General features: G+C 67.6%; 23 protein-coding genes. 15 read left to right on the top strand and 8 right to left on the bottom strand.

The annotated features are described in order from the left end of the window. The first annotated feature begins 18 nt into the window (after positions 1-18). Positions 19-1,089: a UDP-glucose 4-epimerase GalE gene (gene galE / locus KBY88_RS07105; protein WP_254939228.1), complete on the top strand. Its 1,071-nt coding sequence runs from the start codon at positions 19-21 to the stop codon at positions 1,087-1,089. Continuing rightward, positions 1,086-3,260 (top strand): slr1591 family oxidoreductase/selenide, water dikinase SelD, encoded by a 2,175-nt coding sequence (gene selD-bf / locus KBY88_RS07100; protein ID WP_254939227.1) that lies wholly within the window; start codon positions 1,086-1,088, stop codon positions 3,258-3,260. The genes galE and selD-bf overlap by 4 nt, the downstream gene beginning before the upstream one ends. 27 nt (positions 3,261-3,287) lie before the next feature. On the opposite strand, the gene KBY88_RS07095 is transcribed toward selD-bf, so the two are convergent. The 3 genes from KBY88_RS07095 to KBY88_RS07085 are packed head-to-tail and all read right to left on the bottom strand — an operon-like array spanning position 3,288 to position 7,341. Further along, complete coding sequence (locus tag KBY88_RS07095) at positions 3,288-3,608, bottom strand: TlpA family protein disulfide reductase (RefSeq protein ID WP_254939226.1); 321 nt, start codon at positions 3,606-3,608, stop codon at positions 3,288-3,290. 35 nt (positions 3,609-3,643) lie between these two features. Continuing rightward, a complete protein-coding gene (locus tag KBY88_RS07090) occupies positions 3,644-4,873 on the bottom strand; it encodes a tRNA nucleotidyltransferase/poly(A) polymerase family protein (RefSeq protein ID WP_254939225.1) in 1,230 nt (409 codons plus the stop codon). Next, positions 4,873-7,341, bottom strand: coding sequence for a UvrD-helicase domain-containing protein (locus KBY88_RS07085; protein WP_254939224.1), 2,469 nt, complete (start codon positions 7,339-7,341; stop codon positions 4,873-4,875). Before KBY88_RS07085 ends, KBY88_RS07090 begins: the two co-directional genes overlap by 1 nt. 151 nt (positions 7,342-7,492) lie before the next feature. Here KBY88_RS07085 and KBY88_RS07080 point away from each other — a divergent pair, with 151 nt between their 5' ends. The 6 genes from KBY88_RS07080 (at position 7,493) to KBY88_RS07055 (ending at position 14,605) form a co-directional block, all read left to right on the top strand. Continuing rightward, complete coding sequence (locus KBY88_RS07080; RefSeq protein ID WP_254939223.1) at positions 7,493-8,440, top strand: hypothetical protein; 948 nt, start codon at positions 7,493-7,495, stop codon at positions 8,438-8,440. Positions 8,441-8,552: 112 nt separating this feature from the next. Next, complete coding sequence (locus KBY88_RS07075) at positions 8,553-9,266, top strand: glycosyltransferase (RefSeq protein WP_254939222.1); 714 nt, start codon at positions 8,553-8,555, stop codon at positions 9,264-9,266. After that, positions 9,263-10,279, top strand: a complete 1,017-nt coding sequence (locus tag KBY88_RS07070; RefSeq protein ID WP_254939221.1) for a glycosyltransferase — start codon at positions 9,263-9,265, stop codon at positions 10,277-10,279. Before KBY88_RS07075 ends, KBY88_RS07070 begins: the two co-directional genes overlap by 4 nt. Before the next feature lie 1,525 nt (positions 10,280-11,804). After that, positions 11,805-12,479 carry a sulfotransferase family 2 domain-containing protein gene (locus KBY88_RS07065; RefSeq protein ID WP_254939220.1) on the top strand — a complete coding sequence of 225 codons (675 nt, stop codon included), beginning with the start codon at positions 11,805-11,807 and terminating at the stop codon, positions 12,477-12,479. A 328-nt stretch (positions 12,480-12,807) separates the two neighbouring features. Beyond that, positions 12,808-13,704: a hypothetical protein gene (locus tag KBY88_RS07060; protein ID WP_254939219.1), complete on the top strand. Its 897-nt coding sequence runs from the start codon at positions 12,808-12,810 to the stop codon at positions 13,702-13,704. Between the two features lie 10 nt (positions 13,705-13,714). Then, positions 13,715-14,605 (top strand): glycosyltransferase family 2 protein, encoded by an 891-nt coding sequence (locus tag KBY88_RS07055; RefSeq protein WP_254939218.1) that lies wholly within the window; start codon positions 13,715-13,717, stop codon positions 14,603-14,605. Here the strand turns inward: KBY88_RS07055 and KBY88_RS07050 are convergent. Together KBY88_RS07050 and KBY88_RS07045 are read right to left on the bottom strand one after the other, a co-directional pair. Continuing rightward, on the bottom strand, positions 14,572-15,648 hold the full coding sequence (locus KBY88_RS07050) for a glycosyltransferase family 4 protein (protein ID WP_254939217.1): 1,077 nt from the start codon (positions 15,646-15,648) through the stop codon (positions 14,572-14,574). The genes KBY88_RS07055 and KBY88_RS07050 overlap by 34 nt on opposite strands. Then, positions 15,645-16,493, bottom strand: a complete 849-nt coding sequence (locus KBY88_RS07045; RefSeq protein ID WP_254939216.1) for a glycosyltransferase family 2 protein — start codon at positions 16,491-16,493, stop codon at positions 15,645-15,647. The genes KBY88_RS07050 and KBY88_RS07045 overlap by 4 nt, the downstream gene beginning before the upstream one ends. A gap of 40 nt (positions 16,494-16,533) precedes the next feature. Between KBY88_RS07045 and KBY88_RS07040 the strand changes: the two genes are divergently transcribed. Together KBY88_RS07040 and kdsB are read left to right on the top strand one after the other, a co-directional pair. Further along, positions 16,534-17,016 carry an HIT family protein gene (locus tag KBY88_RS07040; RefSeq protein WP_254939215.1) on the top strand — a complete coding sequence of 161 codons (483 nt, stop codon included), beginning with the start codon at positions 16,534-16,536 and terminating at the stop codon, positions 17,014-17,016. 29 nt (positions 17,017-17,045) lie between these two features. Continuing rightward, positions 17,046-17,816: a 3-deoxy-manno-octulosonate cytidylyltransferase gene (gene kdsB / locus KBY88_RS07035; protein WP_254939214.1), complete on the top strand. Its 771-nt coding sequence runs from the start codon at positions 17,046-17,048 to the stop codon at positions 17,814-17,816. A 4-nt stretch (positions 17,817-17,820) separates the two neighbouring features. On the opposite strand, the gene KBY88_RS07030 is transcribed toward kdsB, so the two are convergent. After that, positions 17,821-18,819, bottom strand: coding sequence for a KpsF/GutQ family sugar-phosphate isomerase (locus KBY88_RS07030; protein WP_254939213.1), 999 nt, complete (start codon positions 18,817-18,819; stop codon positions 17,821-17,823). A 189-nt stretch (positions 18,820-19,008) separates the two neighbouring features. Here KBY88_RS07030 and KBY88_RS07025 point away from each other — a divergent pair, with 189 nt between their 5' ends. From KBY88_RS07025 to KBY88_RS07005, 5 genes are all read left to right on the top strand, one after another. Next, entirely contained in the window at positions 19,009-20,814 is a 1,806-nt protein-coding gene (locus KBY88_RS07025) for an ABC transporter ATP-binding protein (RefSeq protein WP_315858112.1), read from the top strand. A 4-nt stretch (positions 20,815-20,818) separates the two neighbouring features. Further along, on the top strand, positions 20,819-21,631 hold the full coding sequence (kdsA, locus tag KBY88_RS07020) for a 3-deoxy-8-phosphooctulonate synthase (protein WP_254939211.1): 813 nt from the start codon (positions 20,819-20,821) through the stop codon (positions 21,629-21,631). Between the two features lie 62 nt (positions 21,632-21,693). Beyond that, complete coding sequence (locus KBY88_RS07015) at positions 21,694-22,209, top strand: KdsC family phosphatase (RefSeq protein ID WP_254939210.1); 516 nt, start codon at positions 21,694-21,696, stop codon at positions 22,207-22,209. A 13-nt stretch (positions 22,210-22,222) separates the two neighbouring features. Beyond that, positions 22,223-23,329 (top strand): hypothetical protein, encoded by a 1,107-nt coding sequence (locus KBY88_RS07010; RefSeq protein WP_254939209.1) that lies wholly within the window; start codon positions 22,223-22,225, stop codon positions 23,327-23,329. Beyond that, positions 23,326-24,513 carry a hypothetical protein gene (locus tag KBY88_RS07005; RefSeq protein WP_254939208.1) on the top strand — a complete coding sequence of 396 codons (1,188 nt, stop codon included), beginning with the start codon at positions 23,326-23,328 and terminating at the stop codon, positions 24,511-24,513. The genes KBY88_RS07010 and KBY88_RS07005 overlap by 4 nt, the downstream gene beginning before the upstream one ends. Here the strand turns inward: KBY88_RS07005 and KBY88_RS07000 are convergent. Together KBY88_RS07000 and KBY88_RS06995 are read right to left on the bottom strand one after the other, a co-directional pair. Beyond that, on the bottom strand, positions 24,507-25,604 hold the full coding sequence (locus KBY88_RS07000; protein ID WP_254939207.1) for a hypothetical protein: 1,098 nt from the start codon (positions 25,602-25,604) through the stop codon (positions 24,507-24,509). The genes KBY88_RS07005 and KBY88_RS07000 overlap by 7 nt on opposite strands. Next, positions 25,601-26,635, bottom strand: coding sequence for a glycosyltransferase (locus KBY88_RS06995; RefSeq protein ID WP_254939206.1), 1,035 nt, complete (start codon positions 26,633-26,635; stop codon positions 25,601-25,603). Before KBY88_RS06995 ends, KBY88_RS07000 begins: the two co-directional genes overlap by 4 nt. Between the last annotated feature and the right edge of the window lies 1 nt (position 26,636).

Raw genomic sequence — 26,636 nt, 5'->3', positions numbered from 1 at the left:
CAGTTCTAACCTCAGACGATGACCCAGCTACTGATCACCGGCGGCGCCGGTTTCATCGGCAGCCACACGGCCGTGGTGCTGCTGGAGGCCGGCCACAACCTGGTGGTGCTCGACAACTTCGACAACAGCTCGCCGGAGGCGCTGCGGCGGGTGATGGAGCTGGTGGGATCAGAGGCGGCGGGCCGGCTGCGCTGGATCGAGGGCGACATCCGCTCCAGAGCCGATCTCCAGCGGGCCTTTGCGGCCGCCCCCGCCCCGATCGAGGCGGTGGTGCATTTCGCGGGCCTCAAGGCGGTGGGGGAATCGGTGGCCGAGCCCCTGCGCTACTGGGACGTGAACCTCAGCGGCAGCCGCTGCCTGGTGGCGGTAATGGCCGAGCACGGCTGCCACACGCTCGTGTTCAGCAGCAGTTGCACGATCTACGGCTTCCCGGAACAGATCCCGATCAACGAGATGGCCCCCGTGGCGCCGATTAACCCCTACGGCCATACGAAAGCCGCCGTAGAGCAGCTGCTGGCGGACGTGGTGGCCAGCGAAGCACCGGAGCTGGCCCGCTGGCGCATCGCCCGCCTGCGCTACTTCAACCCTGTGGGGGCCCACCCCAGCGGCCGGATCGGCGAAGACCCCCTGGGAACGCCCAATAACCTGTTCCCCTTCGTCAGCCAGGTGGCGGTGGGCCGGCACGAACGCCTCACCGTTTATGGCCGCGACTGGCCCACGGTCGATGGCACCGGCGTCCGCGACTACATCCACGTGATGGACCTGGCCGAGGGCCACAAAGCGGCCCTGGACGTGCTGCTGGCGGAAGGGCCCCAGCTGCTCTCCCTCAACCTGGGCAGCGGCCAGGGCCATTCGGTGCTCGAAGTGGTGCGGGCGTTCGAGGCCGCCAGCGGCCGATCGGTGCCCTACGAGCAGCTGGATCGGCGTCCCGGTGATGCGGCGATCACCGTCGCCGACCCCTCCCTGGCGGCAGAACGCCTGGGCTGGCGCACCCGCCGCGGCCTCGAGGAGATCTGTCGCGACGGCTGGGCCTGGCAGAGCGCCAACCCTGACGGTTACGACAGTCCCGGCTCTCAAAGCTCCGGGTGAAGCCCGCCCCCGAAGCCCTGCATCAGCTGTTGCTGGCGGGCGGCGGCCACAGCCATGCCCTGGTGCTGAAGCGCTGGGTGATGCACCCCCAGCGCCGGCCAAAGCGTTGCCTCATCACCCTGGTGAGCCGCGCCAGCACGGCGCTCTATTCGGGGATGGTGCCGGGCCTGGTGGCGGGGCTCTACCCCCGCGACGCCTGCGCCATCGACCTGCGCCGGCTCTGCCGGCTGGCGGGGGTGAGCTTCGTGAGGGCGGAGATCGTGGCTCTGGATCGGGAGCGGCGGGAGCTGCGGCTGGCCGGTCGGGCGCCCCTGCGCTGGGATCTGCTCAGCCTCGATGTGGGCGCCGAAACGGCAGCCGTGGCCGACGGTGCGGTGGCGGTGAAGCCCCTGGAACCTTTTCTGGACTGGTGCGCGGGGTTGGACGCCGGAGCTTTTGGGCAGGCGGCGGAGCGGCGAATCCTCGGGGGCGGCGCCGCGGCGGTGGAACTGGCCCTGGCCCTGCGGCGCTCGGTTCGGCCGCGGCTGGTGCTGCGGGGTGAACGATTGCACCTGGGTTCGAAGGCCGCCAACGCCTGCGGAGAGCGGTTGCTGGCTCGCGCCGGCATCGCCATCGAGCGGAACGCTGGGGACACGGGCACGGGAAACCTCGCCTGCACCGGCAGCCGCGCCCCCGCCTGGCTGGCCGCCTCAGGGCTGGCCACCGATCCGGCCTCCGGCCGGCTCCGCACCGAGGCCACCCTGCAGGTGGCTGGGGAGGCCGATGTCTTCGCCAGCGGCGACTGCGCTCTGATGGATGCAGCCCCCCGGCCCCCCTCAGGGGTATGGGCGGTGCGGGCCGCCCCTGTGCTGGCCGCCAATCTGGAGCGCCGCCTGGCGCTTCAAGCCAACCGGGCGGCGCAGGGGACGGGGCGACCCCTGCGCCGCTGGCACCCCCAGCCCTGGGCCCTGCAGCTGCTCGGCGATGGCGGGGCGCTCCATGCTGCCGAAGCTGGCCAGCCCCAGGCCGTGGCCTTCTGGGGCCCCTTCGCCCTGGGGCCCTCGCCCTTGCTCTGGCGCTGGAAGAACCGCATCGACCGGCGATTCATGGCGGGCTTCGCGGACCTGGGGGCGATGACAGGCAGCCCTGACGAGAGCGCGGCAGCCATGGCCTGCCGGGGTTGCGCCGCCAAGCTGGCCGCCGCCCCCCTGCGCAACGCCCTGGCCCGCCTCGATCCGGGAGCCACCTCGGATCCGAACGATGCCCCCGTGGTGGGCGCCACAGCTGAGGGCGGGTGGCTGCTGCAGAGCGTCGATGGCTTTCCGGCCCTGGTGGACGACCCCTGGCTCAGTGCCCGGCTCACCACCCTCCACGCCTGCTCGGATCTGTGGGCCTGCGGCGCCCAGCTGCAATCGGTGCAGGCGCTGGTGACCCTGCCGCGCCTGGGGGAGTCCCTGCAGGAGGAGCTGCTGGTGCAGACGCTGGCGGGGGTGCGTGCAGTGCTGGACCCCCTGGGGGCCAGGCTCCTCGGCGGCCACAGCCTGCAGCGACTGGAGGCGGGCGAGGAGCTGAGCCTGGCGCTGACCGTGAACGGGAAGACACCGCCGGGCCGCCTCTGGGCCAAGGGGGGCCTGCGGCCGGGGGATGCGCTGCTGCTGAGCCGGGCGATCGGCAGCGGTGTGCTCTTCGCCGCCGCCCAGGCCGGGGCGGCCAGGCCGGAATGGATCGATGGGGCGCTGGCCCTGATGGGCCAGAGCCAGGCGGAACTTGTGGAACTGCTGGCGGGCTTCGAGGTGCATGCCTGCACCGACATCACCGGCTTCGGCTTGCTGGGGCACCTGGGGGAGATGGTGGAGGCCAGCCACCGGACGCAGCCAGGGCTGACCGTGGCGCTGGAGGCCGCCGCCATCCCCAGCCTGGAGGGGGCCCTCCCGCTGCTGGAGCGCGGTTTCGCCAGCAGCCTCGCCCCCGCCAACGCCCGTGCCCTGGTGCTTCTGGAGGGGCCCATCCAGGTCACGGGTCTCAGCCCTGGGGTCAGCCGAAGGGCCCTGGAAGGCCTGCTGGTCGATCCCCAGACCTGCGGCCCGCTACTGGTGGCCCTGCCCAGTGCCCAGGCCCCCGAAGCGCTGCAAGCCCTGCGCGGGATTGGTTTCCCCCAGGCGACCGTGATCGGACGGGTCAGCCCTGGCTGAAAGCAGCAGACCCCGCCGCCGAGTCCCTCAGGCCCCTGGGGCGGAAAGGCCGGCCGCGGCCGCCAGCCGTTCGCGAAACTCCCCCTTCGGCAGGCCTCCCTTGACTTTACCGTGGACTTCGAAGCTGCCCTCCGGATCGCTCACCACCAGGTAGGTGGGCCAGCCCATCCCGTCCTTGCTGGGGTACTGGCTGAGCAGAACCGGACGGTATTTGCGGTAGGTGTTGGTGTCCTGGAGCATCACGCTCACGAATTCAAGCCCCAGCTCTGCGGCCACCTTGGCGTCGTAGTGGGCCATGCGATGGCAGGTGCCGCAGTCCTCGGAGCTGAACTTGATCACGGTGGCCATGGCCGTCTCGGGCGGGAGCCGGGAAGGTAGCGAACTCAGCGGCGTTCCTGATCGAGGCGCTGGGCCCGCCGTGCCCGCAGCGCCTGCCCGAGGGCCGGGCCCGGCGCCAGCCCCCCGGCGATCAGCTCCGTGGCGGTGACCGGAGGCGGCAGATGGCGCCAGCGCAGCCACCAACGCAGCAGCGGCCGCCGGGGGCCGAGGCCCACCGCCAGGGCCAGGGCCACCGCCTCCGCCGACCCACCTCGCTCCTCCAGCGCTTCACTCCAGCGAGAAGGGGGCCAGCCGGGGGTGCTGCCCGGCTCTTCCGCCAGCCAGTGGCGCAGCTGAACGAACTGCTGCAGCAGCCTCTGGCCGTGGTGGGGCAGCTGCAGCCGGGCGGCCACCGCCAGCGGATCGGCCGCCGCCGCCAGCCAGGCCGGCAGCAGGGGCAGCCCGAAGCGCTGGGCCCAATGCAACCGGCGCCGCCAGTGGCGGTCGCTCTGCAGGGCCTCTTCCACCAACGGCAGGGCCCCCCAGTCCTGAAGCCGCGCCATGGCCGCGCGCCAGTCCTCCCGCTCCAGCAGCAGCTCGAGCTCCATGCGTAGACGGGTGCCCAGGGCCGGCGGGGCCAGTTCCGGCCGATCTCCCGGCCGCCAGGCCCAGGGCCAGGCGGCCAGGGTTCGCCGCAGCTGCTCCAGGCTGCCTGGCGCCAGCTCGAACCCAAGCCGGGCGGCGTAGCGGGCCGCCCGCAGCACCCGGGTGGGGTCATCGCTGAGGCTGCCGCCGTGGAGCAGGCGCAGGCGACGGGCCGCCAGATCCGCCTGGCCGCCATGGGGATCCAGCAGGGCCAGGGCCACCACCCCACCGGCGGCGGGGGCCAACTCCAGGGCGATGGCGTTGATCGTGAAGTCGCGGCGGGCCAGGTCATCGGCCAAGGCCGCCAAGCGCACCACGGGGTTCTCGCCAGGGGCGGGGTAGCTCTCCCGGCGGGCGCTGGCCAGATCCAGCAGCACCCCATCGAGCTCCAGTTCCGCCGTGCCATAGGCCCCGTGAATGTGGCAGAACCCCAGCCGCTCCGAACCGGCCCAGAGCCGCAGCCGCTCCGCCAGTTCCGGGGCCGAGCCCTCCAGCACCAGATCCAGATCCACCAGACCGCGCCAGGGGTCGTTGTGGACCTGATGCAGCAACAGATCGCGCACGGCGCCCCCCACCAGGGCCAGCCGCCGGCCGGCCGCACTGGCCACCAGGGCCTCCAACAGCCCCGGCGGCAGCCCGGGGAGCTCCATCAGGCCGGGTCGCCATCGAGGGTTTCGATCGGCGCCAGACGCGGGTCGAGGATCTTCGGTCCCATGCCCTCGAACTTCACCGCGATCGAGACCTTCTCGCCACTGCCGAACAGGTGGGTCACCTGCCCCTCGCCGAAGTTGGCGTGGCGGACCCGGTCGCCCACGCTCCAGCTGCGGGAAATCCCCTTGCGGCGCACGGCGTTGGCCGGGGCCCCCGCCGCTCCGCCGGCCTGCACCCGCTGGCTGTCGCTGCGGTCCACCCGAGTGAGCCGCTCCAAGCGCTGCTCCCGGCGCAGAGTGGCACCGCCGCTGTGGGGGATGTCACCCTGAATCAACTCGGCCGGCAGTTCCGAGAGGAACACCGAGGGCACCGCAGGCTCTCGCATGCCGCCCCAGAGCCGCCGTTCGCTGGCATGGGAGAGGAACAGGCGCTCCTTGGCCCGGGTGAGGCCTACGTAGCAGAGGCGCCGCTCCTCCTCGAGGGCGGCGGGGTCCTCCAGGGAGCGGTAGCTGGGGAACAGCCCCTGCTCCAGCCCCACCAGGAACACCACCGGAAACTCCAGACCCTTGCTGGCGTGCAGGGTCATCAGGGTGACCCGGTCGGCGGCGGTGTCCTTGCTGTCGGCGTCGCTGGCCAGGGCGGCGCTGGCCAGGAAGCCCTCCAAGGAGCCCTCCTCGTTTTCCTCCTGGTACTGCAGGGCGGCATTCACCAGCTCCTGCAGGTTGCGGCGGCGCTCTTCCGCCTCATCGGTGCCCTCGCTGATCAGCTCGGCCACGTAGCCGCTCTGCTCCATCACCCGCTGCACCAGCTCGGCGGGGGCCGCGTCCTGGAGGCGGCCGCTCAGATCGCCGATCAACTCGCCGAACTGCAGCAGCCCCCGGGCGGAGCGCCCCCCCAGGGACCGCACCGCCTCCGCATCACTGATCACATCCCAGAGCGGAATCCCCAGTTGGTTGGACGCATCGGTGAGCCGCTGCACCGTGGTCTTGCCGATGCCGCGTCTGGGCACGTTCAACACCCTCAGCAAGCTGACGGTGTCGGCCGGGTTGACCAGCAGCTTCATATAGGCGAGCAGATCCTTGATCTCGCGCCGGTCGTAGAAGCGCAGGCCTCCCACCACGATGTAAGGGATGCCCCAGCGCACCAGCGATTCCTCCATCGCCCGGCTCTGGGCGTTGGTGCGATACAGCACGGCCATGTCGCCCCAGCGCAGCTCGGGATGGGCCGCCTCCAGCATCCGCATCCGGTGCACCACGGCCTCGGCCTCGGCGATCTCGTCGTCGCAGCGCGTGAGGGTGATCGGCTCGCCGTCGCCACGGGTGGGGCGGAGCACCTTGTCGATGCGCTCGGTGTTGTGGGCGATCAGGGCGTTGGCGGCCGCCAGAATCGTGGCTGTGGAGCGGTAGTTCTCCTCCAGCTTCACCATCGTGCGGGTGGTGTCATCGGCGACCCGATCGCCGAAATCGTCCTGGAAGCCCATCAGGATCGTGAAATCAGCCGCCCGGAAGCTGTAGATGCTCTGGTCGGCATCCCCCACCACGAACACCGAGCGGTCGCCCCAGTCGCTGAAGCGCTCGGGCTCCTCGCCGTTGGTCACGATCAGCTTGATCAGGTCGTACTGGGTGCGGTTGGTGTCCTGGTATTCATCGACGAGCACATGGCGGAAGCGCCGGTGCCAGTAGTGGCGGATCTGCTCGTTGGCCGTGAGCAGCTGCACCGGCAGCAGCAGCAGGTCGTCGAAGTCGAGAGCATTGTTGGCGGCCAGGGCGCGGCGATAACGGCGGTAGGCGTCCGCCATCAGCTTGCCCCGCTGGCCCTGCTGGTCGGCCTCGAGCTGCTCGGGCAGCCAGCCCTGGTTCTTGGCGTTGCTGATCGCCCAGCGCACCTTCTTGGGCTCGAAGCGCTTGGGATCCAGGCCAAGTTCCTGGGTGACGATCTCCTTGACCAGGGTCTGGGCGTCGGCCTCGTCGTAGATCGAGAACTGGCGCGTCCAGCTCAGCCCCTCGGGATCGGTGTACTTGTCGATGTCGAAGCGCAGCAGCCGCGCGAACAGGGCGTGGAAGGTGCCGATCCAGAGGTCTTTGATCACCTCGCGGTAGATGCGGCTGCGCAACTGGCGCTGCTCCACCGCACCCAGGGTGCTGAAGGGCTGGTCGAACTGGCTCTGGGCGAGTTTCTGGGCCAGCAGCAGCTCCAGCCGCTCCTTCATCTCCCGGGCCGCCTTGTTCGTGAACGTCACCGCCAGCAGCTGGGCCGGATCGACACCGTGGTGACCGATCAGGTGGGCGATCCGGTGGGTGAGGGCCCTGGTCTTGCCGCTGCCCGCCCCGGCGACCACCAGCAACGGACCGTTGTGGTGATCCACCGCCCGGCGCTGGGCGTCGTTGAGACCGGCCAGAAAGGAGGTCGAGCGGGCGGCCTGGCCTTGACCTGGCTCTGAAGAGGGGGAAGGGGAGGGGGCAGCCATGCCGGGGAGCCTAGGAAGAAGGACCTGGAAACCCCATCGGCGAAACCGGGTAAGTTCCTCAGGACACTCCCGAACCGATGGGCAGGGGAAGAACTGGCCTCCTGCCTCCAGTCGCTGCCAAAAGCCAACGTGGAGATCTGAACCGATGGGGATGACCTGGGCAGAACGGCTTGAAGAGGCTGACGTTCATCGCCATCCCTTCCCTCATCTGGTCATCGATGATTTTCTGCCCGACGATCTTCTGGCAGCAGCCATCCGTGGCTTTCCAAATCGTGGCTTGATCAGCGATCTGGCCTCCAGATCCGAGGATCTCCAGGCCAATTCAAGGGCCAGCCTGGATCTGGCCACAGTTCAGGCCTGTGACGACCCCAGACTTGACGATCTCAAGGGCTTCTACCAAGCCCTGGGGCTTGAGACGCTCGTGCGTTCGGTGTTCACCAAGCTGCGCCCCTTCCTGGAGGATCAGCTTGAGCCCGGGGCTGACCAGCACCCTTTCCTGCCTCGGATGTCTCCGGACGACCGGCAGAACTGGCTTGAGGGGATTCCATCATTCTCCTACGACATCCAGCCGGGGATCAACCCACCACAATTCGCCGGACTGGAACCCCACCTCGATGACAAATATGAGATTTTCGCTGGCTTGCTATATCTCCATCCTGCAGACATGCCTCCCGTAGGTGGCGACCTCATCCTCTACGAATGCGGCCCTGGCCATGTCTTCGATGGCACCCGCTTAAAGGGAAATGCCTATGTCGTGAAACCGGTGAAGCGTATTGCCTACCGCCACAATCGCTTCGTTGCTCTTCTAAACGGCCAATCGTCATTGCACGGGGTAACTCCCTACCTGGAGAGCGACAATCAACTACCAAGAAGACTCTACAACATCATCACGGAGGCTTATAATATACCCTACAAGAGCTATCGCTACTGGGATTTGGCGAGGGGCAAGAAAACCACCACCATCAAACATGCCGTCAAGGGCGCAGCCATGCTGTTGCGCCATCGCTTGGCGCGGGCCTTGTTCCCGTCTCGGGTGGCGGCTCAGCTGCGGAAGTACACGCCCGGTGAGGTGATGGATCGCTGGGAATTCTGGGCCTGAGTGTCGGGCCGAAACCCACTGCCTTGAGACCGACGGCTAAATTGGCCCGCTTGCTTCACTTCGCTGCAGCGCTTCCCCTCAGCCTGCGGTGGTCGCCGCCCCAGACACCCCCATGGCAGCCGCGCTCGGAACGATCCCCATTTTCATCGGCTACGACCCTCGCGAGCGGGCCGCCACCAACGTGCTGATCGACAGCCTCTATCAGCACGCCTCGCTGCCTCTGGCGATCACACCGATCGTCGCCGAGCAGTTAGCGGGTGTCTACACCAGGAGCCGTGATCCACGCCAGAGCACGGCCTTTTCCTTCACCCGATTCCTCGTGCCCTGGCTGAGCAACTACAGCGGCTGGGCCATCTTCATGGACTGTGACATCCTCTGCCGCTCCGACATCGCCGATCTCTGGGCCCTTCGCGATGAGCGCCATGCACTGATGGTTGTGCAGCACGATCACAGACCCACCGAATCCACCAAGTTCCTCGGCGAAACCCAGAGCGCCTACCCCAAGAAGAACTGGAGTTCCGTGATGCTGTTCAACTGCTCCCGCTGCACCGCCCTGACACCGGAGTACGTGAGCACGGCCACCGGCCTGGATCTGCACCGCTTCCATTGGCTGCACGGCGACCACGAGATCGGCGCCTTACCGGAGCGCTGGAACCACTTGGTGGATGTGCAGGTGCCGCCTGGCGCTGCGGTCGATGCGGGTGGCCCGGCTCTGCTGCACTGGACCCTGGGTGGACCGTGGTTCCGGGACATGCGCACGATGGGCGGCCCCTTGGCGGCGGAATGGTTCTCCGCCCGGGATGACGCCCTCAAGCTGTGGGATTGACCGCGCCCGGCCTCAGCGTCGTCACGGTCTGCATGAACCGACGCGACCACCTGCTGCACTCCTCCGCCCAACTGGCCCTCTGGAGCCACCATCAGGAGCACCTGATTGTCGACTGGAGCAGCAACGAACCCCTGCGGCGGGAGGACCTCCCTGCCGATCCGCGGTTGCGCCTGGTGCGCGTGGAGGGCGAATCGATCTGGAACCTCTGCCGCGCCTACAACTTCGCGATCTCCCTGGCGCGGGGTCCCTGGATTCTCAAGTTGGATGCCGACTGCTGGCCCACCGCCGCGTTCGAACCGACGCTCGTGCTTCCTGACGGATCCGGAAGCTCAGGCCCAGGGGAGGGTGCCTACGCCCTGGGCAGCGGTCCTGATGGGCGCAAGGGCCAGTTCCTGATCGCACTGACGCTGTTCACCGCCGTAGGCGGCTTCAACGAATACCTGGTGGGTTACGGCTTCGATGACAAGGATCTGAAGATCCGGCTTGGGGTGTTCAGCCGACGGGAGCCCCTGGCGATCCCCCCCCCCTGGTTGGAGGTGATCGCCCATACGGACGCGGAACGGGCGGAGCTGTGGAGCGGCGAACAACGAAGCCTGATCGGCCAGTCGCTCGGTACTGCCCGGATGCGCGCGTCCCGCCTGTCCAACCGCCTGCTGGTGGCCTACCACCCCTGGAGCAGCCACTCCATCGCCAGCCAGTACAACCAACAGCCCGATGGCAGCTGGCGGGTCAAGCCCGACTCGATCCCATCACCCTCCCCGGAGGTCGCCGAGGAGATCGGCCATGTGCGGCGGATGATGTTCTGGGGTTGCTTCCTTGCCATCCCCGAGACATTTCTGGCCGTGATGCCGTTCAAATTGTTTCCACCGGCCCGCCAGGGCCGCTGGCAGGTGCGCTGGTGGCACCGGCTCTACTGGTACACCGGCCGGCAGCTGTTGGCCATTCCGGTCTGCCTGCTGGCCTCGACCCGTGGGCTGCTGATGGAACTGAAGCAGTTGTTCAGGAGGGCCTGACCGCGCTCACCTCTGCCCCTGCGCTGGCCCCGCTGGGTGGGTCGGTGCACCGGCGTGGCCAGGGACAAACCTCGGTGGCCACGCTGGAAAGGCCCAGAGCGTTCGCTGACAACCCATCAGGCCCAGAGAAGCAGCAGCAAGAGCACAACCGACGTGCCGAGGTCAGCCGGAGAGCAGCGGCTCCCTGGTCTCCTGCGTCGCGATCGAGATCGACCATTGACGATCCATCCGCCCGGGCGGATTCAAACGTTGGCCGATCAGGCCACAGCTCGGCGCTCTCCCGCCTTCTGCGGCCGTAGGCCTCAGGCGGACGCCCTTCGGTGCCGCCCGAGCAGAGCCCGCTGATTGGCTGCAGCAGAAGTTCTTCGGCCGCCCCAGGGAGGGGCTGCTGGAGCGGGGTCCTGAAACCCGCGGCTCCGCTGGCGCGGCTTCGCCGGACCTCTGGCTCCGTCGGCCCAGGCCCTGATGATCCGATCGGCACCAACCCACGTCACCCCAATCGAGGCCGAGCGTGCCGGGAGCTCCTCAATGGGGATGTCATGGGCAAGGTCCCCGAGCCGTTGATCGGAGCGCCCGAGGTGAAACCGCTGCTCAGCGACAGGCATGTCTCAGTGGACGGAACCCTGCCGCAGGCCCGGGCGCCAGACGCCTCCCCAGGTCGGATCCATGGCCAGGACAATCCGCCGCCATCCGCAGCTCCTGTCGGGGGATTCGGTGCATCCATGGAGAACAGAAACGGGCCATAGGCGACATCCGCTGCATCCAACTCACCAACGGGGCCCACGTCTCCAGCACGGATCCGGAGGCTCTTCTGGCCAGGACCTCCCAGACCCATCCAGCTCTGCTGAGCTACCGCGGTCATGGGCCCATGGAGAGCCGGCACAACCTGGCGGCTCACATCCCTTCAAGCAACTTCTGCGGAGCGGTGGGCTTCGCCCAACGGGGGGGGGGGGGGGCGGCCCGGGTCATGGCTGCCGATGGTCCTGGTGACCACCGAACAGGGAACGCCGCCGACAGGAACGACGACACCAAGGGTTCGTGGCCGGGATGCGGCGGCTGGGCCGACCCTCACCGCAGGCACCACCCGGCCTGGGGGCTACGGGCGGCCTGTGATCGCCGACAAGCTGATGCGCCTGAGCAACATCCACAAGCCCACCATGGTGCTGACCTCATCCGTCCGTTGCCCAGATGTTTGTCCAGTGGGACCACCAAACAGAGCCTCGAGACAGGGATAACGTGCCGAAATCCAACCAGCCGAAGGTAGAGAGGCTCGTCAGCCGAATTCAGCAGGACGTCAATTGAGAGCGGGAAAAAACACCTACCGCGAGATGATTTTTCTGCACATCCCTCAAGGAGGCCCCCTTCTGCTGGCGCTTCCTGGCTTGCCATCCCCAACGCCTGGGGTCCGCCCACCTGGCGGTCGTAGAGAGAAACCCGATCGAGCCGAGGCGTAACCTGTGCTGAAGAATACCGAAAGGGGTCCGGCCGCATGGCGCCCAGAGCATTGATCAACAAGATCAATAATGTGACGATCTTCACCTCTCCCAAGTGTTCTTGCAGGAGCGTCAGTGACTTTGCCTGGGAAGTCGCAAAGCAGACCGAAACACGCAACAAGGAAAAAATCAACATCATTGTCTTTCGGAATCCCTACAACCGCCTCATCAGTGGATACCTGAACAAGTATGTCGAGCACACAAAGTATGTCGAAGCAGCCAGGCGGAAGAACCCCCGGATCGAGCTCCATACCTTTGAGAACTTTTTGCACGAGCTCAGCGCAAACGGCCTCAGACTGATCGACAAACTTCACTTTACCCCCCAGATCTCAGCCTATAAGCGGAGGACTTTTGATCTCATCTTCAACTCGGAAAACCTTTTACCTCTAGAGAGATACATTAATTCCATGTTTCTGACCAGCGTAGAGATGCCCTTTCGAGTCAACAAATTCGGAGCCAAGAACATGGACTGTCCGCAGTCAATCGAAACAGAAGCCTCCTACGCCAGTGAAATCTGGAAACTCAACTCAGCCCAACTACTCGAACTCATTAAAAGCAAAACGATTCCCGGCTACAAATTTTTTTACAATTCATCCCTCAAGTCCATCGCAGAACAGTTCTATCGCGATGACTTCAACTTCCTGCACGAGTGCCTGAAACAAGGCCTGATGGATACAAGCTTTCACAAGCTCATGACCTGCATCTAACGCCGCACGATCTTGGGCCATCCATCAAGAGTGGTTGTTCTCCATGTCCGGCCACGGATGGGTAGCGGGTCTCTTCATCGCCGACTCCGTTCGCAGGAATGCAGACCACGCTCCCCAGGCTCAACCGTGCCGAGCCCGGCTCGTCCTCGGTCTGGTTCTCGTCCTGCACGGGACGATTGTCAGCCCCCTCCCTGTCCATGCCTGTCGATGTCCTGGATCTGTTCCATCTCAGCTCGCCCTCGGGCTCAACCAGCTGCCAACCTGAACCTCAGCTTCCTGAATCAGGCCTGATGCTTGTTCCATCCGTGCAGAAGCCAGCGATGCGGGCGTGAGCGGAATCAGCCTCTACCTCTGCTTCAACCAGGTGAACTACTTGGCCGCCTGGCGCCAGCGTTTGCTGGAACGCCCCTGTGATCTGAGCCTGCTGCTGGTGGAACCCAGCCGTTTTCGGCTCGATGCCAGCAAGCCCTGGCCCAGAGGGATCGGCCACCTGCGCGGCCCGAGCAGCCCCTGGACGATGGCTGTGCTGGTGCTGCTGGCGCTGCTGGGGCTGATCGAACGCATCTACATCCCCCACCGGCGCGGGGCGGGGCGCGCCCTGGGCTTCGTGCTGTCGCGCTGCCGCCACATCCATCTGCTGGATGACGGCCTCGACCAATACCGCGCCCGGCCCCGCGCCCTCACCCCCGACCAGTTCCCTGCCGCAACCCCCTTGTACCTCTTTTCCGATGCCGTGCCGTTCCGGGCCCCCTGGTGCGCCCATTACGCCTGCCGGGAGCTAGGGGCCTTTCCGCTTCCCGAGCAGGATCCTGGTGGTGGAGCCCTGCTGGCCTCTGGCCAGCAGCCGGCCAGCCTGGTGGTGGATGCCCCCGGCCTCGATCGGCTGCCGCCGGTGGAGATCGACCTACCACTGCCGCGGTTTGTGCTGGCCCACCCAGCTGCCGGCAAACGCAGCTGGCCTGGGGCCCAGTCGCCGCCCGCACCACCTAAGACCTCTTCTTCCGCACTGCCACGGCCCAACCCAGACTGGCTGGTGCTTCACTTCGCCGGTCCGCTGTTAGTCGGCGAGAGCTTCCTGCTCGTGATGGCCCTGGTGCACCGCCCCGTCGACTGGCCCCTGCTGGTGGCCCTGCCGCCGGCAGTGGACCCCCATCTCCAAGCCATGGTGGAGTGCCTCTGCGCCCAGCGGCCCGCCAGCCGCCTGCTCAGCCCGGTCCCCTCCTGACCGCGCCCTGATGGAACCCTCTCCCGTTCCCATCTCGGTGGTGATCAACACCCTCAATGAGGAGGCCAATCTCCCCTACGCCCTGCGCTCGGTGCAGGGCTGGGCGGCGGAGGTGGTGGTCTGCGACATGCACAGCGACGACGCCACCGTGGCGATCGCCCACTCCTTCGGTGCCCGGGTGTGCCTGCACGAGCGGCTCGGCTTCGCCGATCCGGCCCGGGCCTATGCCATCGCCCAGGCCCGCCATGACTGGGTGCTCGTGCTGGATGCCGACGAACTGATCCCGCCGCCCCTGGCACGGCGGTTGCTGGCTGTGGTGGCCGAGGACAGCTGCGACATCTGCTGGATTCCGCGGCTCAATTACCTGCTGGGGGCGGCGCTGCCGGGCATGGGCTGGGGGCCGGACGAAGACGCCCAGATGCGGCTGTTCCGGCGGCCAGCGGTTGGTGTGACCGGCGAGATCCACCGTTTCTTCCATGCCCGTCCAGATGCCCGCCAGCGGCGGTTGAGCTACGGCCAGGACGGCGGCATCGTCCACTTCAACTACATCGACCTCTCCCATTTCCTCGCCAAGCTCAACACCTACACCTCGATCGAGGCGGCCGAGGCGCGGGCGCAGGGGCAGCGGGCTTCACTTCTGTGGGCCCTGCTGGTGTCCCTGCGGCGGGAGTGGTGGGGGCGGTGGCTGCGGGGCCGGGGCTACCGGCTCGGCTGGCGCGGCCTGCAGCTCACCGTGATGATGACGATCTACCGCTTCGTGGTGCAGGCCAAGCTGGCGGAGCTGCGGGCGGGCATCAGCGCTGAGGGTGTCCGTCACAGCTACCGGCAGGAGGCCGAACGCTGGCTGGTCCAGGAGGATCAGCCCGCTCAGGCCAGCTCCCGCAGCAATCCTTCCACCTGAGCGGCCGTGTCGCTCCAGGAGAACCCGCTCGCCCGCTGCTGCCCCGCGGCCGAGAGCCGACGGGCCAGGTCCGGCTGGGCGATCAGTGCCGCCAGCGCCGCCCTGATTTCAGGCGTACGCCGCGGTTCGACCTGCACCGCCGCCTCCCCCACCACCTCCGGCAGGGCGCCGGCGCGGGACGCGATCACCGGGGCCCCGCAGGCCATGGCCTCCAGGGCCGGCAGACCGAACCCCTCCCACAGGCTCACCAGCACCAGGGCCCGGCAGCGGTTCAACAGCTGCAGGCGCTCCAGGTCACTCACCCAGGGAATCCAATCGCAGCGGCTGGCGATTCCCAGCTCCCCGGCCAGGCGCTGGAGCTTCGGGGTGTAACGCCGGTCGTGGGGGCCCACCAGGGTGAGGCGGTGCTCCCGATCCGCCAGGGCGGCGAAGGCCTTCAGCACCCGCTCCAGGTTCTTGTGGGGGTCGTGGCGGCCCAGCACCAGGAAGAAGGGTTGGCGCTCCAGCCCCAGCGGCCGCAGCTGGCCGGGATTGAAGCCGAGCCGAATCGGCACCAGGCGCCGTAGCGGCACCCCGAGGCGCCCATGCACCTCCCGCGCCGTGGCCTCGGAGTTGCACAGCACCCGCACAGCCCGGTGCAACACCAGCGGCACGTAGGCGAGGTGGTAGGCCAACAGCGGCGTCAGCTGGGGGTAGCGCAGTGGCAGGAGGTCGTGCGCGAGCACGATCGAATGCACGCCTGCGAGCAGTGGCGCCTCCGGCAGGGGGGAGAGCAACAGCGGTGCGCCGCCCTCCCGCATCAGCTTCGGCAGCTCGCGCTGGGTCCAGAGCAGGCGCCGCAGGTGGCCGTCCCGGCCGTGCTCAGGGGAAAGATCGGAAGGGATCTCCACGCTGCCGGGACGCTCACCAGAGAGCGGGTCGAGCAGGGGAACGAGGGCGGGATCCAGCGCCGCCACGAGCTCACGGGCCACCACACCGATGCCGGTGGGCCTCCGGCAGAGGTAACTGCCGTTGAACAGAGCCAGGGGAGACCGGCCACTCATCGGCAGGCAGCCAGCATCGCCCGGAGCACGGCAACGCTGCGCCTCGGTTGCAACGGCAACCGCAGCAGGCTGGTGAAAAGAAGCCGCAGGCTGCGCACAAGCGTCACCCAGCCAGGCCGATGGCGCCTCAGAAAGAGAACATAACTCAGGGTGGACAGCCCCAGCCGGCGCTCGCTGGGTGTGTGGCTGCCCGCGCCCCGTTGATGGATCACCGCCGGAGACGGAAGCCAAAGCACGGAGGCGCCGGAGCGAGCCAGGCGCAGGCAGAGGTCCATGTCTTCGTAATAGAGGGGGAAGACCGGATCGAAGCGGGCGGGGGGCGTGTGGGCGGATGGCTGGAGCACCAGGCTGCAACCGCTCAGCCAGTCGACGGCGAGCGATTCGACGTTGTTCATCTGGTCAGGGCCGAGCCGGCGGCGACGGAAATCCAGACCCGGATCGATCCAGCCACCGCTGGCCTCCGGCCGGCCGTCACTGTCGCGCACGGCCGTTCCCACCAGGGCCCGCGCGGATTGCCCGTCCAGGGCTTGGCAGAGCCGTTCCAGCTCGGTCCCCTCCGGAAGCGCCGTATCGGGGTTGAGCAGCCAGACCCAGCCCCGCAGACCCCGCTGGGCCAGGTGGTCGAAACCCCTGTTGCAGCCGGCCCCGAAGCCATCTCCTTCCTGGCCGCTCACCAGCTCCAGATCCAGCCTCTCCCCCTGGGAGCCCGCCGGCTGCAGGCGCGCGGCATCCAAGGGAGCCGAATCTGGACTGTTGTCCACCACCAGCCAGAGGAGCGGCAACAGGCTCTGGTGAACCAAGTCGTGGGCAAGCCGCTCCAGCGCTGGCTGACTGTGATACGCCACGCTGAGCACCACAGGTGCCGACCGGGGAGGAACGGTGGCGATGACCGACCCGCTGCTGACCCCAGTTTCGCAGCCAGGCTGTGGTGTCTGCCGCCTGCACAACGACCAGGAAGCGATCAGCCGCTTCGAGATTCACCGTGAGCCGCTCTGGCTGTTGCGTCACCACCCGCTGCCCGCCCCGCTGGCGGGGTGGCTGATGCTCGATGCGCGACGGCACCTGGGCGGTCCGATCGAGTTCAGCGCCGAGGAGGCTGCCGGCTTCGGGCCGATGCTGCAGCGGGGCAGCTCCCTGGTGCGCGAGCTCACCGGTTGTGATCGGGTCTACGCGATCGCCTTCGGCGAGGGGGCCCGCCACCTGCATCTGCACCTGATCCCCCGCTTCGGCGACGACCCCGCCACGGAGGCGTGGAGGGTGGCCGACCTCTACCGCGCCATGGCCTCGGGGACCCGCCCGCCGGCAGACCCGCAGGAGGTTGCGGTCCTGGTGCGTCAGGCCCGGGAACAGACAGCCCTGTGGCGATAGGCTCCGGCCCGAACTGGCAGAACAGCCCGATGCAATGCGTGGTGGCGGTGCCGGCCCGGCTCGAATCCTCCCGGTTGCCGAACAAGGTGATGGCCGACATCGGCGGTCGACCGATGCTGCAACGGGTGCTGGAGTGCTGCCGGGCCGCCCGTCGCCCGGCCGCCGTGGTGCTCTGCACGGACAGCGACCGGCTCCGGCGGGCCGCCGAGGACTGGGGCTTCCCGGTTCTGATGACCAGCCCGGCCTGCAGCTCCGGCAGCGATCGTCTCGCCTCGGTGGTGGACCAGCTGGTGGCCCTCGCCGGTGCGAGTGATCCAGCGCAGACGGTGATCATCAACGTGCAGGGGGATCAGCCGTTCATCGACCCGGATGTGATCGACGCCATGGCTCAGGAATTCGAGCAGCGCCATCCCACCCCCGAGGTGCTCACCCCCATTTACCTGATGGGGCCCGAGAAGATCCACAACCCCAATGTGGTGAAAACGCTGGTGGCGGCTGACGGCCGTGCCCTCTACTTCTCGCGCTCGGCCCTGCCCCACGTGCGCGGTGAGGAACCCGAGCGCTGGCACGCCCATGCTCCCTACTGGGGCCATGTGGGCCTCTACGGCTACCGGGCCGATGTGCTGGCCCGCTGGGGCCAGTTGCCCCACTCGCCGCTGGAGCACACCGAGAAACTCGAGCAGTTGAGGCTGATCGAAGCCGGCATCACCCTGGGTACCTTCCCCGTGGACGGGGACTTCCTCTCGGTCGACACCGAGGACCAACTGGAGCAGGCCCGCGTGCTCGCGCGCGGGGTCTGAACGCTCAACGACTGGAAGGACCAAGCCCCGCCTGGACCAGGTCATGCAGGCGAAGCAGGCCCAGCATCGGCCCCTGGTCCGCCAGCACTGGGAGCACACCGATGGGTTTGCGCCGGTTGCGCTCCATCCGCTCGAGCGCTTCCACCGCCAGCAGTTCGGGGCCCACGGTGATCGGATCGGCCGTCATCAGCTCGGCGGCGCGCAGCGTGGCCCAGGCCATCGGGGGATGGTGCTCCAGGGCCCGCCGCAGATCACCATCGGTGATCAGCCCCGACAGCCGTCCCCCCTGGCCGGGCTTCCGCACCCAGCAGGCCCCAACCCCATCGCTGGTGAGCTGGGCGATCACCGCCTGGAGGCTGTCCGCCTCATCGAGGGGATGAAGACGGTCGGCGGGCACCATCAGGTCGGCAACCGTGAGGGTGAGCTGCTTGCCGAGGGCACCGGCGGGATGGTTGAGGGCAAAATCCGCCGGCGAGATGCCCCGCCGTTCCATCCAGACCGCCGCCAGGGCATCGCCCACCGCCATGGCCACGGCCGTACTGGCGGTGGGGGCCAGATTCAACGGACAGACTTCCCGATCCACCGAACCGTCCAGCACCACATCACAGCCCCGTGCCAGGCTTGAGTCAATCCGGCCCACCAGGGCGATCCGGGCGGTGCCGCGCCGGCGCAGATGGGGCAGGATCTCGATCAGCTCCTGGGTCTCACCACTGTTGGAGAGCAGCAGGGCCACGTCCTCCGGTGCCACCACCCCCAGGTCCCCGTGCAGGGCGTCCAGGGGGTTGAGATAAAGGGCCATCAGCCCGATCGAGGAGAAGGTGGCGGCGATCTTGCGGGCCACGATGCCGCTCTTGCCCACGCCGGTGATCACCAGCTTGGAACGCAGGTCGGCGCAGCGATCGAGCAGGGTGAGTGCCGCGTCCACCTGGGCGCTGTCCAGACGATCGGCCGCCGCGGCGATCGCGGCGGCCTCCTCCTGAAGACAGCGCGTCAGTGCCGACATTTCAGCCCTCCCCTGCGGTGGCGCGAGTGTATGGCCCGCCTCCTCTTGATAGGGGCGCTTGCAGGGCTGGCCAGGGATCTCAACCGTGGCCTAACAGGTCACATACCGTTTAGTCGCCATGGCCCTGCTCCGCTGGGATCTTCGCACCGATCGATGCCCCGCCCGCCCGTCAGGTTCAGCAGCAGAACGGTGAAGCAGCTGCGCCGGTTGCTCGCCTACCTTCCAGTCGAGCGGTTCCGGGCGCTGCTGGTGCTGGTGCCGCTCTCGATCGTCCCTGGCCTAATCGACCTGGCCACCGTGGCGATGGTGGCCCGTTTGATGGGATCCCTCGTCGGGAGTGATCTGAAGGACACCGTCCCGGGCGTGAAGGTGTTCGGCGGCAATGCGATCGACCAGAGTCTGTGGTTGATCGTGCTGCTGGTCGCGCTGTCCTGGGTGGGCTCCCTGAGCAAGCTCGGACTTCAGTTCTGCCAGCAGCGATTAACGGCACGAATCTGGATTGATCTCTGCAATCTGATCCACTCCAGAGTGCTGGCCCAGGGCTATGAGTTCCACCTCAGCAGAAGCACCTCCAAGCTCTCGACCCTGCTGCTGAGCCATATCAAGAAAACCTCCAACTCCGTTGTCAATCCGCTGCTGCGGATGGTGGGGAGCGTGTTTTCGATCCTGCTGCTCTCCCTGGGCGTGCTGGTGGTGGGGCGCTGGCTGGCGGTGGTTCTGATCAGTTGCCTGGTGGCCGCCTACCTGGTCCTCTCGCTTCTGATCACCCCCTACCTCCGCCATGCCTCCAAGCAGAAACTGCGCCTGGAAACCCGATCGGCCCACATCCTCGCCGAGTCCCTGGGTTCGATCCGAGACATCCGGCTGACCGGTTCGGAGCCCTATTTTCGCGATGCCTTCGTCTCCACCGGTGAGAAGGCCAAGCAACTCTCCTGGGCCTCGGAGTTGCTGCCCGTCATGCCACGGATGCTGATCGAGCCCTTCGGCATCACCTTGATCTTTGCCGTCGGGGCCGTGCCGGCACTGCTCAGCGGCGATCGCAGCCAGATTGTTCACATCGTTCCCTTCCTCGCCACGATGGCCGTGGTGGCCCTCAGGCTCACCCCGCCCCTGCAGGATTTCTTCTCAGCCCTGACCCAGTTGCGGGCGGGGCTGCCCGTGATCGAGAAGACCCTCGAGTATCTGGACCTGCCCCAGTCCAGACCCACCGTGCGGACCCCCGGCGTCCCCACACCCGAGGGCATCTTCCCCACCCGCACCATCCGCCTCAGCGACATCTGGTACAGCTATCCAGGGAGCCAGGAGCCCGTGCTCAAAGGGGTCACGCTCTCGATTCCGGTGGGCTCCCGCATTGCCCTGGTGGGGTCCACCGGCAGCGGCAAGACCACCACCGCCCATCTGTTGCTGGGCCTGCTGGCGCCCCAGCAGGGCCACCTGGAACTCGATGGCATCCCCGTCAACGATCTGGACGTGCCGGCCTGGCAGGCGAGCTGCGCCCAGGTGCCCCAGTTCATCAACCTGCTGGATGCCAGCGTTCTCGAAAATGTCGCCTTCGGGTTGCCGGAAGACGCCATCGACTTCGATGAGGTCTGGGATGCCCTTGATGCCGCCCAGCTGGCGGAATTCGTCAGCGAGATGCCTTTCGGACTCCACACCCCGGTCGGTGAAAACGGTCTCCAGCTCTCCGGAGGTCAGAGGCAGCGCCTGGCCCTGGCCCGGGCCTTCTACCGACGCTCCCGTTTCCTGCTCCTCGACGAAGCCACGAGCGCGCTCGACAACCGCACCGAGAACGAAGTGATCGAAGCCCTGGAAATGGTCGGGCGTCGCTGCACCACTGTGGTGATCGCTCACCGGCTGAGCACGGTGATGCGCTGCGACCGCATCTATGAATTTGAGGCCGGCAGCATCAAGGCCTCCGGTACGTTCGAAGAGCTGCAGAACCGATCGGACACGTTCCGGGATCTTGCATCGCTCGAACGCAAACTCGTCAGCTGATCGTATGAGCTTCACCCTGATCGCCGGCCCCTGTGTGATCGAAAGCCCCGAACTGGTGCTCTCGGTGGCGGAACGGGTGAAGGCGATCACCGATCGACTGGGCATCACCTACGTGTTCAAGGCCAGCTTCGACAAGGCCAACCGCAGCTCCGGCGGCACCTTCCGCGGACCCGGGGTGGCAGAGGGTCTTGAGGTGTTGGCGGAGGTGAAGCGCCGCTTCGGTCTGCCGGTGCTGACCGACATCCATGAGAGCCAGCAGGCCGCGCCGGTGGCCGCCGTGGTCGATGTGCTTCAGATACCTGCTTTCCTGTGCCGCCAGACCGACCTGCTGCTGGCCGCGGCCAGGGCGGTGGAGGGCACAGGCAAGGTGATCAACGTGAAAAAGGGCCAGTTCCTGGCCCCCTGGGACATGGCCCAGGTGGTGACCAAGCTGCGGGAGGCTGGCGCCCGGAACCTCTGGCTCACCGAACGGGGTTCCAGTTTCGGCTACAACACCCTTGTGGTGGATTACCGCAGCCTGCCGCAGCTGAAGGCCCTGGGCTGTCCGGTGATCTTCGATGCCACCCACTCGGTGCAGCAGCCCGGCGGACGCGGCAGCAGCAGCGGCGGCCAGCGGGAATTCGTGGCGCCCCTGGCGCGGGCGGCCGTTGCCGTGGGGGTCGATGGGCTGTTCCTGGAGGTGCACCCCGACCCCGACCAGGCGCTCAGCGATGGTCCGAACATGGTCCCCCTGCATCGCCTGGAGCCATTGCTGGAGCAGCTCTTGGCGATCAGAGCCCCCCTGCTCAGCCAGGGAGAAGCCGTCAGCGTGCTGTGACCGCCTGGGGAGCTTGGCTGCGGGTTGGCTCCCTGCTGGGCCAATGGCGCTGCAACCCGCACTTGCGGACGCTGAACTTACTGGTGCTGGATGTGGACGGGGTGCTCACCGATGGTGGGCTGTGGACCACGGAATCCGGTGAGGTGATCAAGCGCTTCGATGTGCGAGACGGTCTGGGCATCCGTCTGCTGCAACAGGCCGGCCTGGAGGTGGCCCTGCTCAGCGGCGGCAAGAGCGGAGCCACCGAACAGCGGGCCCGCTACCTCGGTATCCGCCACTGTGTGACCGGTGTGAAGGACAAAGCCGCTGCTCTGGACGCGCTGCAGAGGTCGCTCGGGGTTGCCCCCGAGCAGACGGCCTACGTCGGCGACGATCTCAACGATCTGGCGGTACGGCCCGTGGTTGGACTGCTGATTGCTCCCGCCGATGCGGTGGCCCCCCTGCGCCGCCAGGCCGACTGGGTTCTCAGCCGCCGGGGAGGCGATGGGGCCGTGCGGGGGCTGGCCGAGGCGATCCTGCAGGCCCGCGGTCTCTGGAATCCCCTGGCAAGCAGGGGCTGGCGAGAGCGTAATGATTGAGCCGGCGGGGGGGATGCGCAAGGCCCTGCGGTTGCTGTTGCGCGACTGGGTGCGCGCTGGACGGCTCGGCCCCCTGGGAGCTGTGGCTCGTTTGGACCGGGACCAGTGGATGGCCCTGGCCGCCTACAGGGGCTTGGTGCACCAGGCCTTCAGCGCTCGCCCCTTCGCCCCAGAGGTCAGCGCCGACCTCTGGGATCAGGGAGTCTTTCAGTCCTCAACAGGACGCAAGAACTTCTTCAGCCCAGCGCGCCGGGAGCTGGAGAACTCTTCCCACCACTACGGCCACGACGTGCAGCTCAAACGTCAGGCCGGCTTGCCCCTGATCGGCCGTCCGATGCCCTTCCTCCTGGAGCACGGCCTCAAGGTGGCCCAGGGGTCCACCTTCGAGAGCCCCAAGCCCTGGACGAAGGGCTACCTCTGCATGGGTCCCCTGCGGGCCCGCTGGCTGAGCGAACGGTTTGGCCTGCCGGCCATGGCCATCGGCCCCTGGATCGCCTACGCGCGGCCCGTGCTCGACGCGGAAGCCATCGCCGGGCTGAGGCATGAGCTCGGCCCCACCCTCCTGGTGGTGCTGGCCCACAGCTGGGATCAGGTCGAACGCCGCATGGACCATCAACGCTGTGTCGAGGCGGTGCGCGCCAGGGCCGAGGCCAGCGGTTACCGCTCGGTGATCTGGCTGCGCCATTGGAAGGATCCCCAGTTGCACGGATTGCCGCCGCACTGGATCGTGGCCTGCAACGGCCATCGCTCCAACCCCTGGTTCCTCGATGCGCTGCGCACCCTGCTGGAGCTGAGCGATGGGCTGGCCAGCAACGCCTTCGGAACGCACCTGGGCTATGGCGTGGCCCTCGGCAGGCGGCTGCATTGGATCGATGTGGAGGTCGAGCAAGATGTCACCACACTCACCGACGCCAAAGGGGAGGAGGAGGTGCGCGAATGGCAGGAGCGGCAACGGCTCAGCGCCGAGCTGCGGGAACGGCTGCGATCGGGGGAGAGCACCACGGCGGTACGAACGCTGCTTGACCCCTACTGGGGCTTTGCCTCCGTGCAGGGGCAGGCGTCACTCCGTGACCTGTGGCGAAAGCACGCCATGGGCCGTCAGCCTCGACCCCGACGATGACCCCGTTCCCGACCGAAGGTCCTTTCCGCATCGATCAGGTCACCGCAGCCCCCCTGCTGATGGCCGGCCTCTTCGGGTGCCAACTGGCGGCGGCCGCCTGGATGTCATGGGCCGGGGTCAACGGGCGCCGGCGCGGCTGGTGGATCGGAGCAGCGGTGCTGCTGAGCCTGGTGGCCCTGTTCTTCACCCTCGCCAGCTGGGGGACCAGTGACATCACCAAGCTGAGCCACGGCTTCGCGATCTACCCAGGTGGTGGCACCAAAGGGGAACCGTTCTGGCTGCTGGTGGGCCCGTTGGTGTTGGCCTTGCCGTATCGCATGGCGGCGGTGCACGGACTGGTGGCCGCCGGGTATGCCGCCGCACCGCTCCTGCTGGCCTGGCGCTGGCGGGCCCTGGCCTGGGGGGGCTGGTCGAGTCTGCTGATCTGCTGCAGCCCCCTGCTGCGGAGTTTTCTGCAGAACGGCGTGACCAGGCAGGCCCTGGCCCTGCTGCTGCTGCTGCCCCTGATGCTCTGGTCAGGGCGCCTGGTGGAGCTCCGTCGTCCCTTGATCGCGGTTGGGGTGCTCTGGTCTGCCCTGGTCCACTCCACCTTCCCCACGAACCTGCTGCTCAGCCTTTCCCCCCTGCTGCTGCGCGATCGGGCGACCGGAACGGCCCCGGGCCGCTGGCGCTGGTGGCTGACCATGGGCGTCCTCGCAGCCCTGCTGATCGCCGTCGCGCCGATCGCCTGGCAGAAAGTCTCCGTCTATGCCGCCCGGGAAACCTTCTTCAGTCACTACGCCGTGCTGCGGGAAGTTCAGCGGCTGCAATGGGCCCTGGCGCTGGGACTGGCCCTCACCTGCTGGCAACGGCACCTCGGAGTGATGCGATTGCTGAAATGTTCTCTGAGCCGGCAGCTAGCCCTGTTCTCCGTGCTGTTTCTGCTCATTCAGGCCTCGGTCGAATGGGAGTGGTTTCCCCAGATCACCTTCCGATTGGCGGATGGTGTGGGGTTTTTTCTGTTGATCACCTATCTGGCCTGGATCCACCGCTACCAGGCCTACGCCTACCTGCTGCCCGCCCTGCTCGTCACCCTTCACTACTGGCTGTTCGGGCGCATCCTCAACACCGAAACGCTGGCCTGCGGGGCGAACGACTCGTTCCTCTGCATCCCCGACCGCTGGCCCTGGGAGGTGCGCTATTGATCGCTCCGCAGTTGCGCCGTGAGCTGCGCCATCCGCCTCACCCTCAGCGCCCTGTGGAGAAACTCCAGCGGCCTGCGCCTGTAGAGGCGATTGCCGAGCCAGAGCGGCGCCAGTGACAGCCACACCACAGCCGCCCCGGTGAGGCAGCGCACGCCATAAAGAGCCGAGCTCAGGCCGGCCACCACAATTGATCGCCCAGGCGCCGCCTCCTCAAGGGCCCGCACCAGCACCTCCAGCGGCACGGCACTACGGATCCGTCCGCTGACACCAGCGGGAAGATCAGACCCGAAGCTTCCCCAGGCTGGGGCCTTGGGATGGTCGATGAGCAGCAACGCATCCCGCTGGCGATCGAATCCATGACCACGGCCCAGCTGCTGCAACCAGCGCTCAAGCACCGAAAAAGGCAGCTGGTTCAAAGGGAACTGGTGAGCCAGGTTGGGAACGGAGCAGAGCCAGAAGGGCCGGTTCGGCGGCGTCCGCTCCAGGCAGTCTTGAACAAAGACCTGACACCGCTGCCGCTGGCTCGCCACCAGGGCGTCGAACAGCTGTCGGCGAATCGCCTCTGACACCGGCTTGGCGGGACCAGGAGGTCGATGCCAAAAAGGTTGGCGTCCGTTGAGCACATAACGCACCTCGCGATCGCCGAAGGCGATCGGACAGCCCAACAGACTGGGAAGGATCGCCCGCAGCTCCCGGCCTGTGCGGTAATAGAGGCCCAGCCCATCGCCACCCACCACCACAGTGGCGATCCCGAATCGTTCCACCGGATCGCGTTGCGCTCCCTGCCACAGGTTGTTGAGGCAGACCAGATCCCAGCCAGGCCGGAGATCTTCAGCGCAGGAGATCAGCTCCACCGCGCCGAAGTGCACGGGATCCTCACGCTGCAACACCGCCAGCCAGTTCTGCACCGCCTGATGCTGGGCCCCAAGCCCCTGCGCATCACCGGTGATCACACCCGTGAACATCAGGCCCACCTCGGCGCCAGAGGCCTGCACCTCGGGCAGGTCGAACACCACGGCCAATTGGTTCACCAGGTGAATCAGCCCGCCTGTGAGCACCAGCACCTGCAGGCGATCAGGCTGCTCGATCAAAGCCTCGTGCCGCCCAGGCGCCTGAGCCGTCCCCGCAGCTGAGCCAGGCGCACCTGCAACGGACTGGGGGCCATCAGGGGCGGCTCCCCCGCCAGCAAGCGGTCCCAGTGGGCATCAATCGCCACCAGGGCCTCGCGCCAGCGCAGCTGCAGCGCCCCTTCGGAGCACTGGGCCAGGCGCTCGGCCAGGCGCTGGGGATCGGCGAGGAAGGCGGCCGGGTCGGCCACCGCCGCCGCGATCCTTTCCACATCGGCGCTTAGCGTGCCAGCTCCGATCTGGTGACCGAGTCGGCCAGGGTCAAGGCCATCGGCCAGGGCATGGTTGAGGCTGCTGAACACCACACAGCCGCTGGCCATCGCCTCCAGGGGCGGTAGGCCGAAGCCCTCGCTCACGCCGCGGCCACGCCAATAATCAGCGGAGTCATAGAGATAAACCCTGGCCGAACGGAACAGATCCACCAGGTCCTGCACCCAACCGCTCTGCACCTCGACCCGCAGGCCCCTGGCCCGCAGGGCCGGCACCAACTGCCTGAGCACGTAGGCGCTGCTCTTGCGAGCCTGCACCAGCACATCGATCGGCCTCTGGGCCACCCGGGCCGGATCACGCACGGCGCCGTCGTCGCCCCAACGGGACTCGATCGCGTTGGGGACCAGAAACAAGGGCTGACGGGGCGCCCGATCGCCCCAGTAGCCCAGCGTGTTGGGACTCACCGCGAGCACCGGCACCCCGGGGGGGAGATCGAAGCCGTAGCCGCTGCTGTGGGCGTGATAGGCGCTGGGACGCCCCCGCAGACGCCGCAGCTGCTTGGGCACGTCGAAGCCCCAGCTCACCACCCATAAAGCGGGGCCAGGGGGGCGCTCGTTGCGCAGCAGATCACCCAGGAACGGCCGACCGGGCTCCCGGCGCCGGTAGGTGACCACCTCACTGCCCGTGAGGGCACCCACCAGACGGGCGGTCTGTAACTCCACCTGCAGACCGCCGCAGCGGAACTTCCCCGACGTGCCGGGGACCAGGAAGCGAAGCGGACGCAAA

It is taken from the genome of Cyanobium sp. Morenito 9A2 (assembly GCF_024345575.1).
Lineage (GTDB): Bacteria > Cyanobacteriota > Cyanobacteriia > PCC-6307 > Cyanobiaceae > ATX-6F1.
Note: the sequence above shows the minus strand (reverse complement) of the source record. Positions and strands in the feature narration are given on the sequence as shown.

Excerpts from the sequence above, each read along its gene's own strand:
- galE (WP_254939228.1), top strand. The coding sequence starts at position 19 with ATGACCCAGCTACTGATCACCGGCGGCGCCGGTTTCATCGGCAGCCAC.
- KBY88_RS07095 (WP_254939226.1), bottom strand. The coding sequence starts at position 3,608 with ATGGCCACCGTGATCAAGTTCAGCTCCGAGGACTGCGGCACCTGCCAT.
- KBY88_RS07090 (WP_254939225.1), bottom strand. The coding sequence starts at position 4,873 with ATGGAGCTCCCCGGGCTGCCGCCGGGGCTGTTGGAGGCCCTGGTGGCC.
- KBY88_RS07085 (WP_254939224.1), bottom strand. The coding sequence starts at position 7,341 with ATGGCTGCCCCCTCCCCTTCCCCCTCTTCAGAGCCAGGTCAAGGCCAG.
- KBY88_RS07080 (WP_254939223.1), top strand. The coding sequence starts at position 7,493 with ATGACCTGGGCAGAACGGCTTGAAGAGGCTGACGTTCATCGCCATCCC.
- KBY88_RS07075 (WP_254939222.1), top strand. The coding sequence starts at position 8,553 with ATGGCAGCCGCGCTCGGAACGATCCCCATTTTCATCGGCTACGACCCT.
- KBY88_RS07055 (WP_254939218.1), top strand. The coding sequence starts at position 13,715 with ATGGAACCCTCTCCCGTTCCCATCTCGGTGGTGATCAACACCCTCAAT.
- KBY88_RS07050 (WP_254939217.1), bottom strand. The coding sequence starts at position 15,648 with ATGAGTGGCCGGTCTCCCCTGGCTCTGTTCAACGGCAGTTACCTCTGC.
- KBY88_RS07040 (WP_254939215.1), top strand. The coding sequence starts at position 16,534 with ATGACCGACCCGCTGCTGACCCCAGTTTCGCAGCCAGGCTGTGGTGTC.
- kdsB (WP_254939214.1), top strand. The coding sequence starts at position 17,046 with ATGCAATGCGTGGTGGCGGTGCCGGCCCGGCTCGAATCCTCCCGGTTG.
- KBY88_RS07030 (WP_254939213.1), bottom strand. The coding sequence starts at position 18,819 with ATGTCGGCACTGACGCGCTGTCTTCAGGAGGAGGCCGCCGCGATCGCC.
- kdsA (WP_254939211.1), top strand. The coding sequence starts at position 20,819 with ATGAGCTTCACCCTGATCGCCGGCCCCTGTGTGATCGAAAGCCCCGAA.
- KBY88_RS07010 (WP_254939209.1), top strand. The coding sequence starts at position 22,223 with ATGCGCAAGGCCCTGCGGTTGCTGTTGCGCGACTGGGTGCGCGCTGGA.
- KBY88_RS07005 (WP_254939208.1), top strand. The coding sequence starts at position 23,326 with ATGACCCCGTTCCCGACCGAAGGTCCTTTCCGCATCGATCAGGTCACC.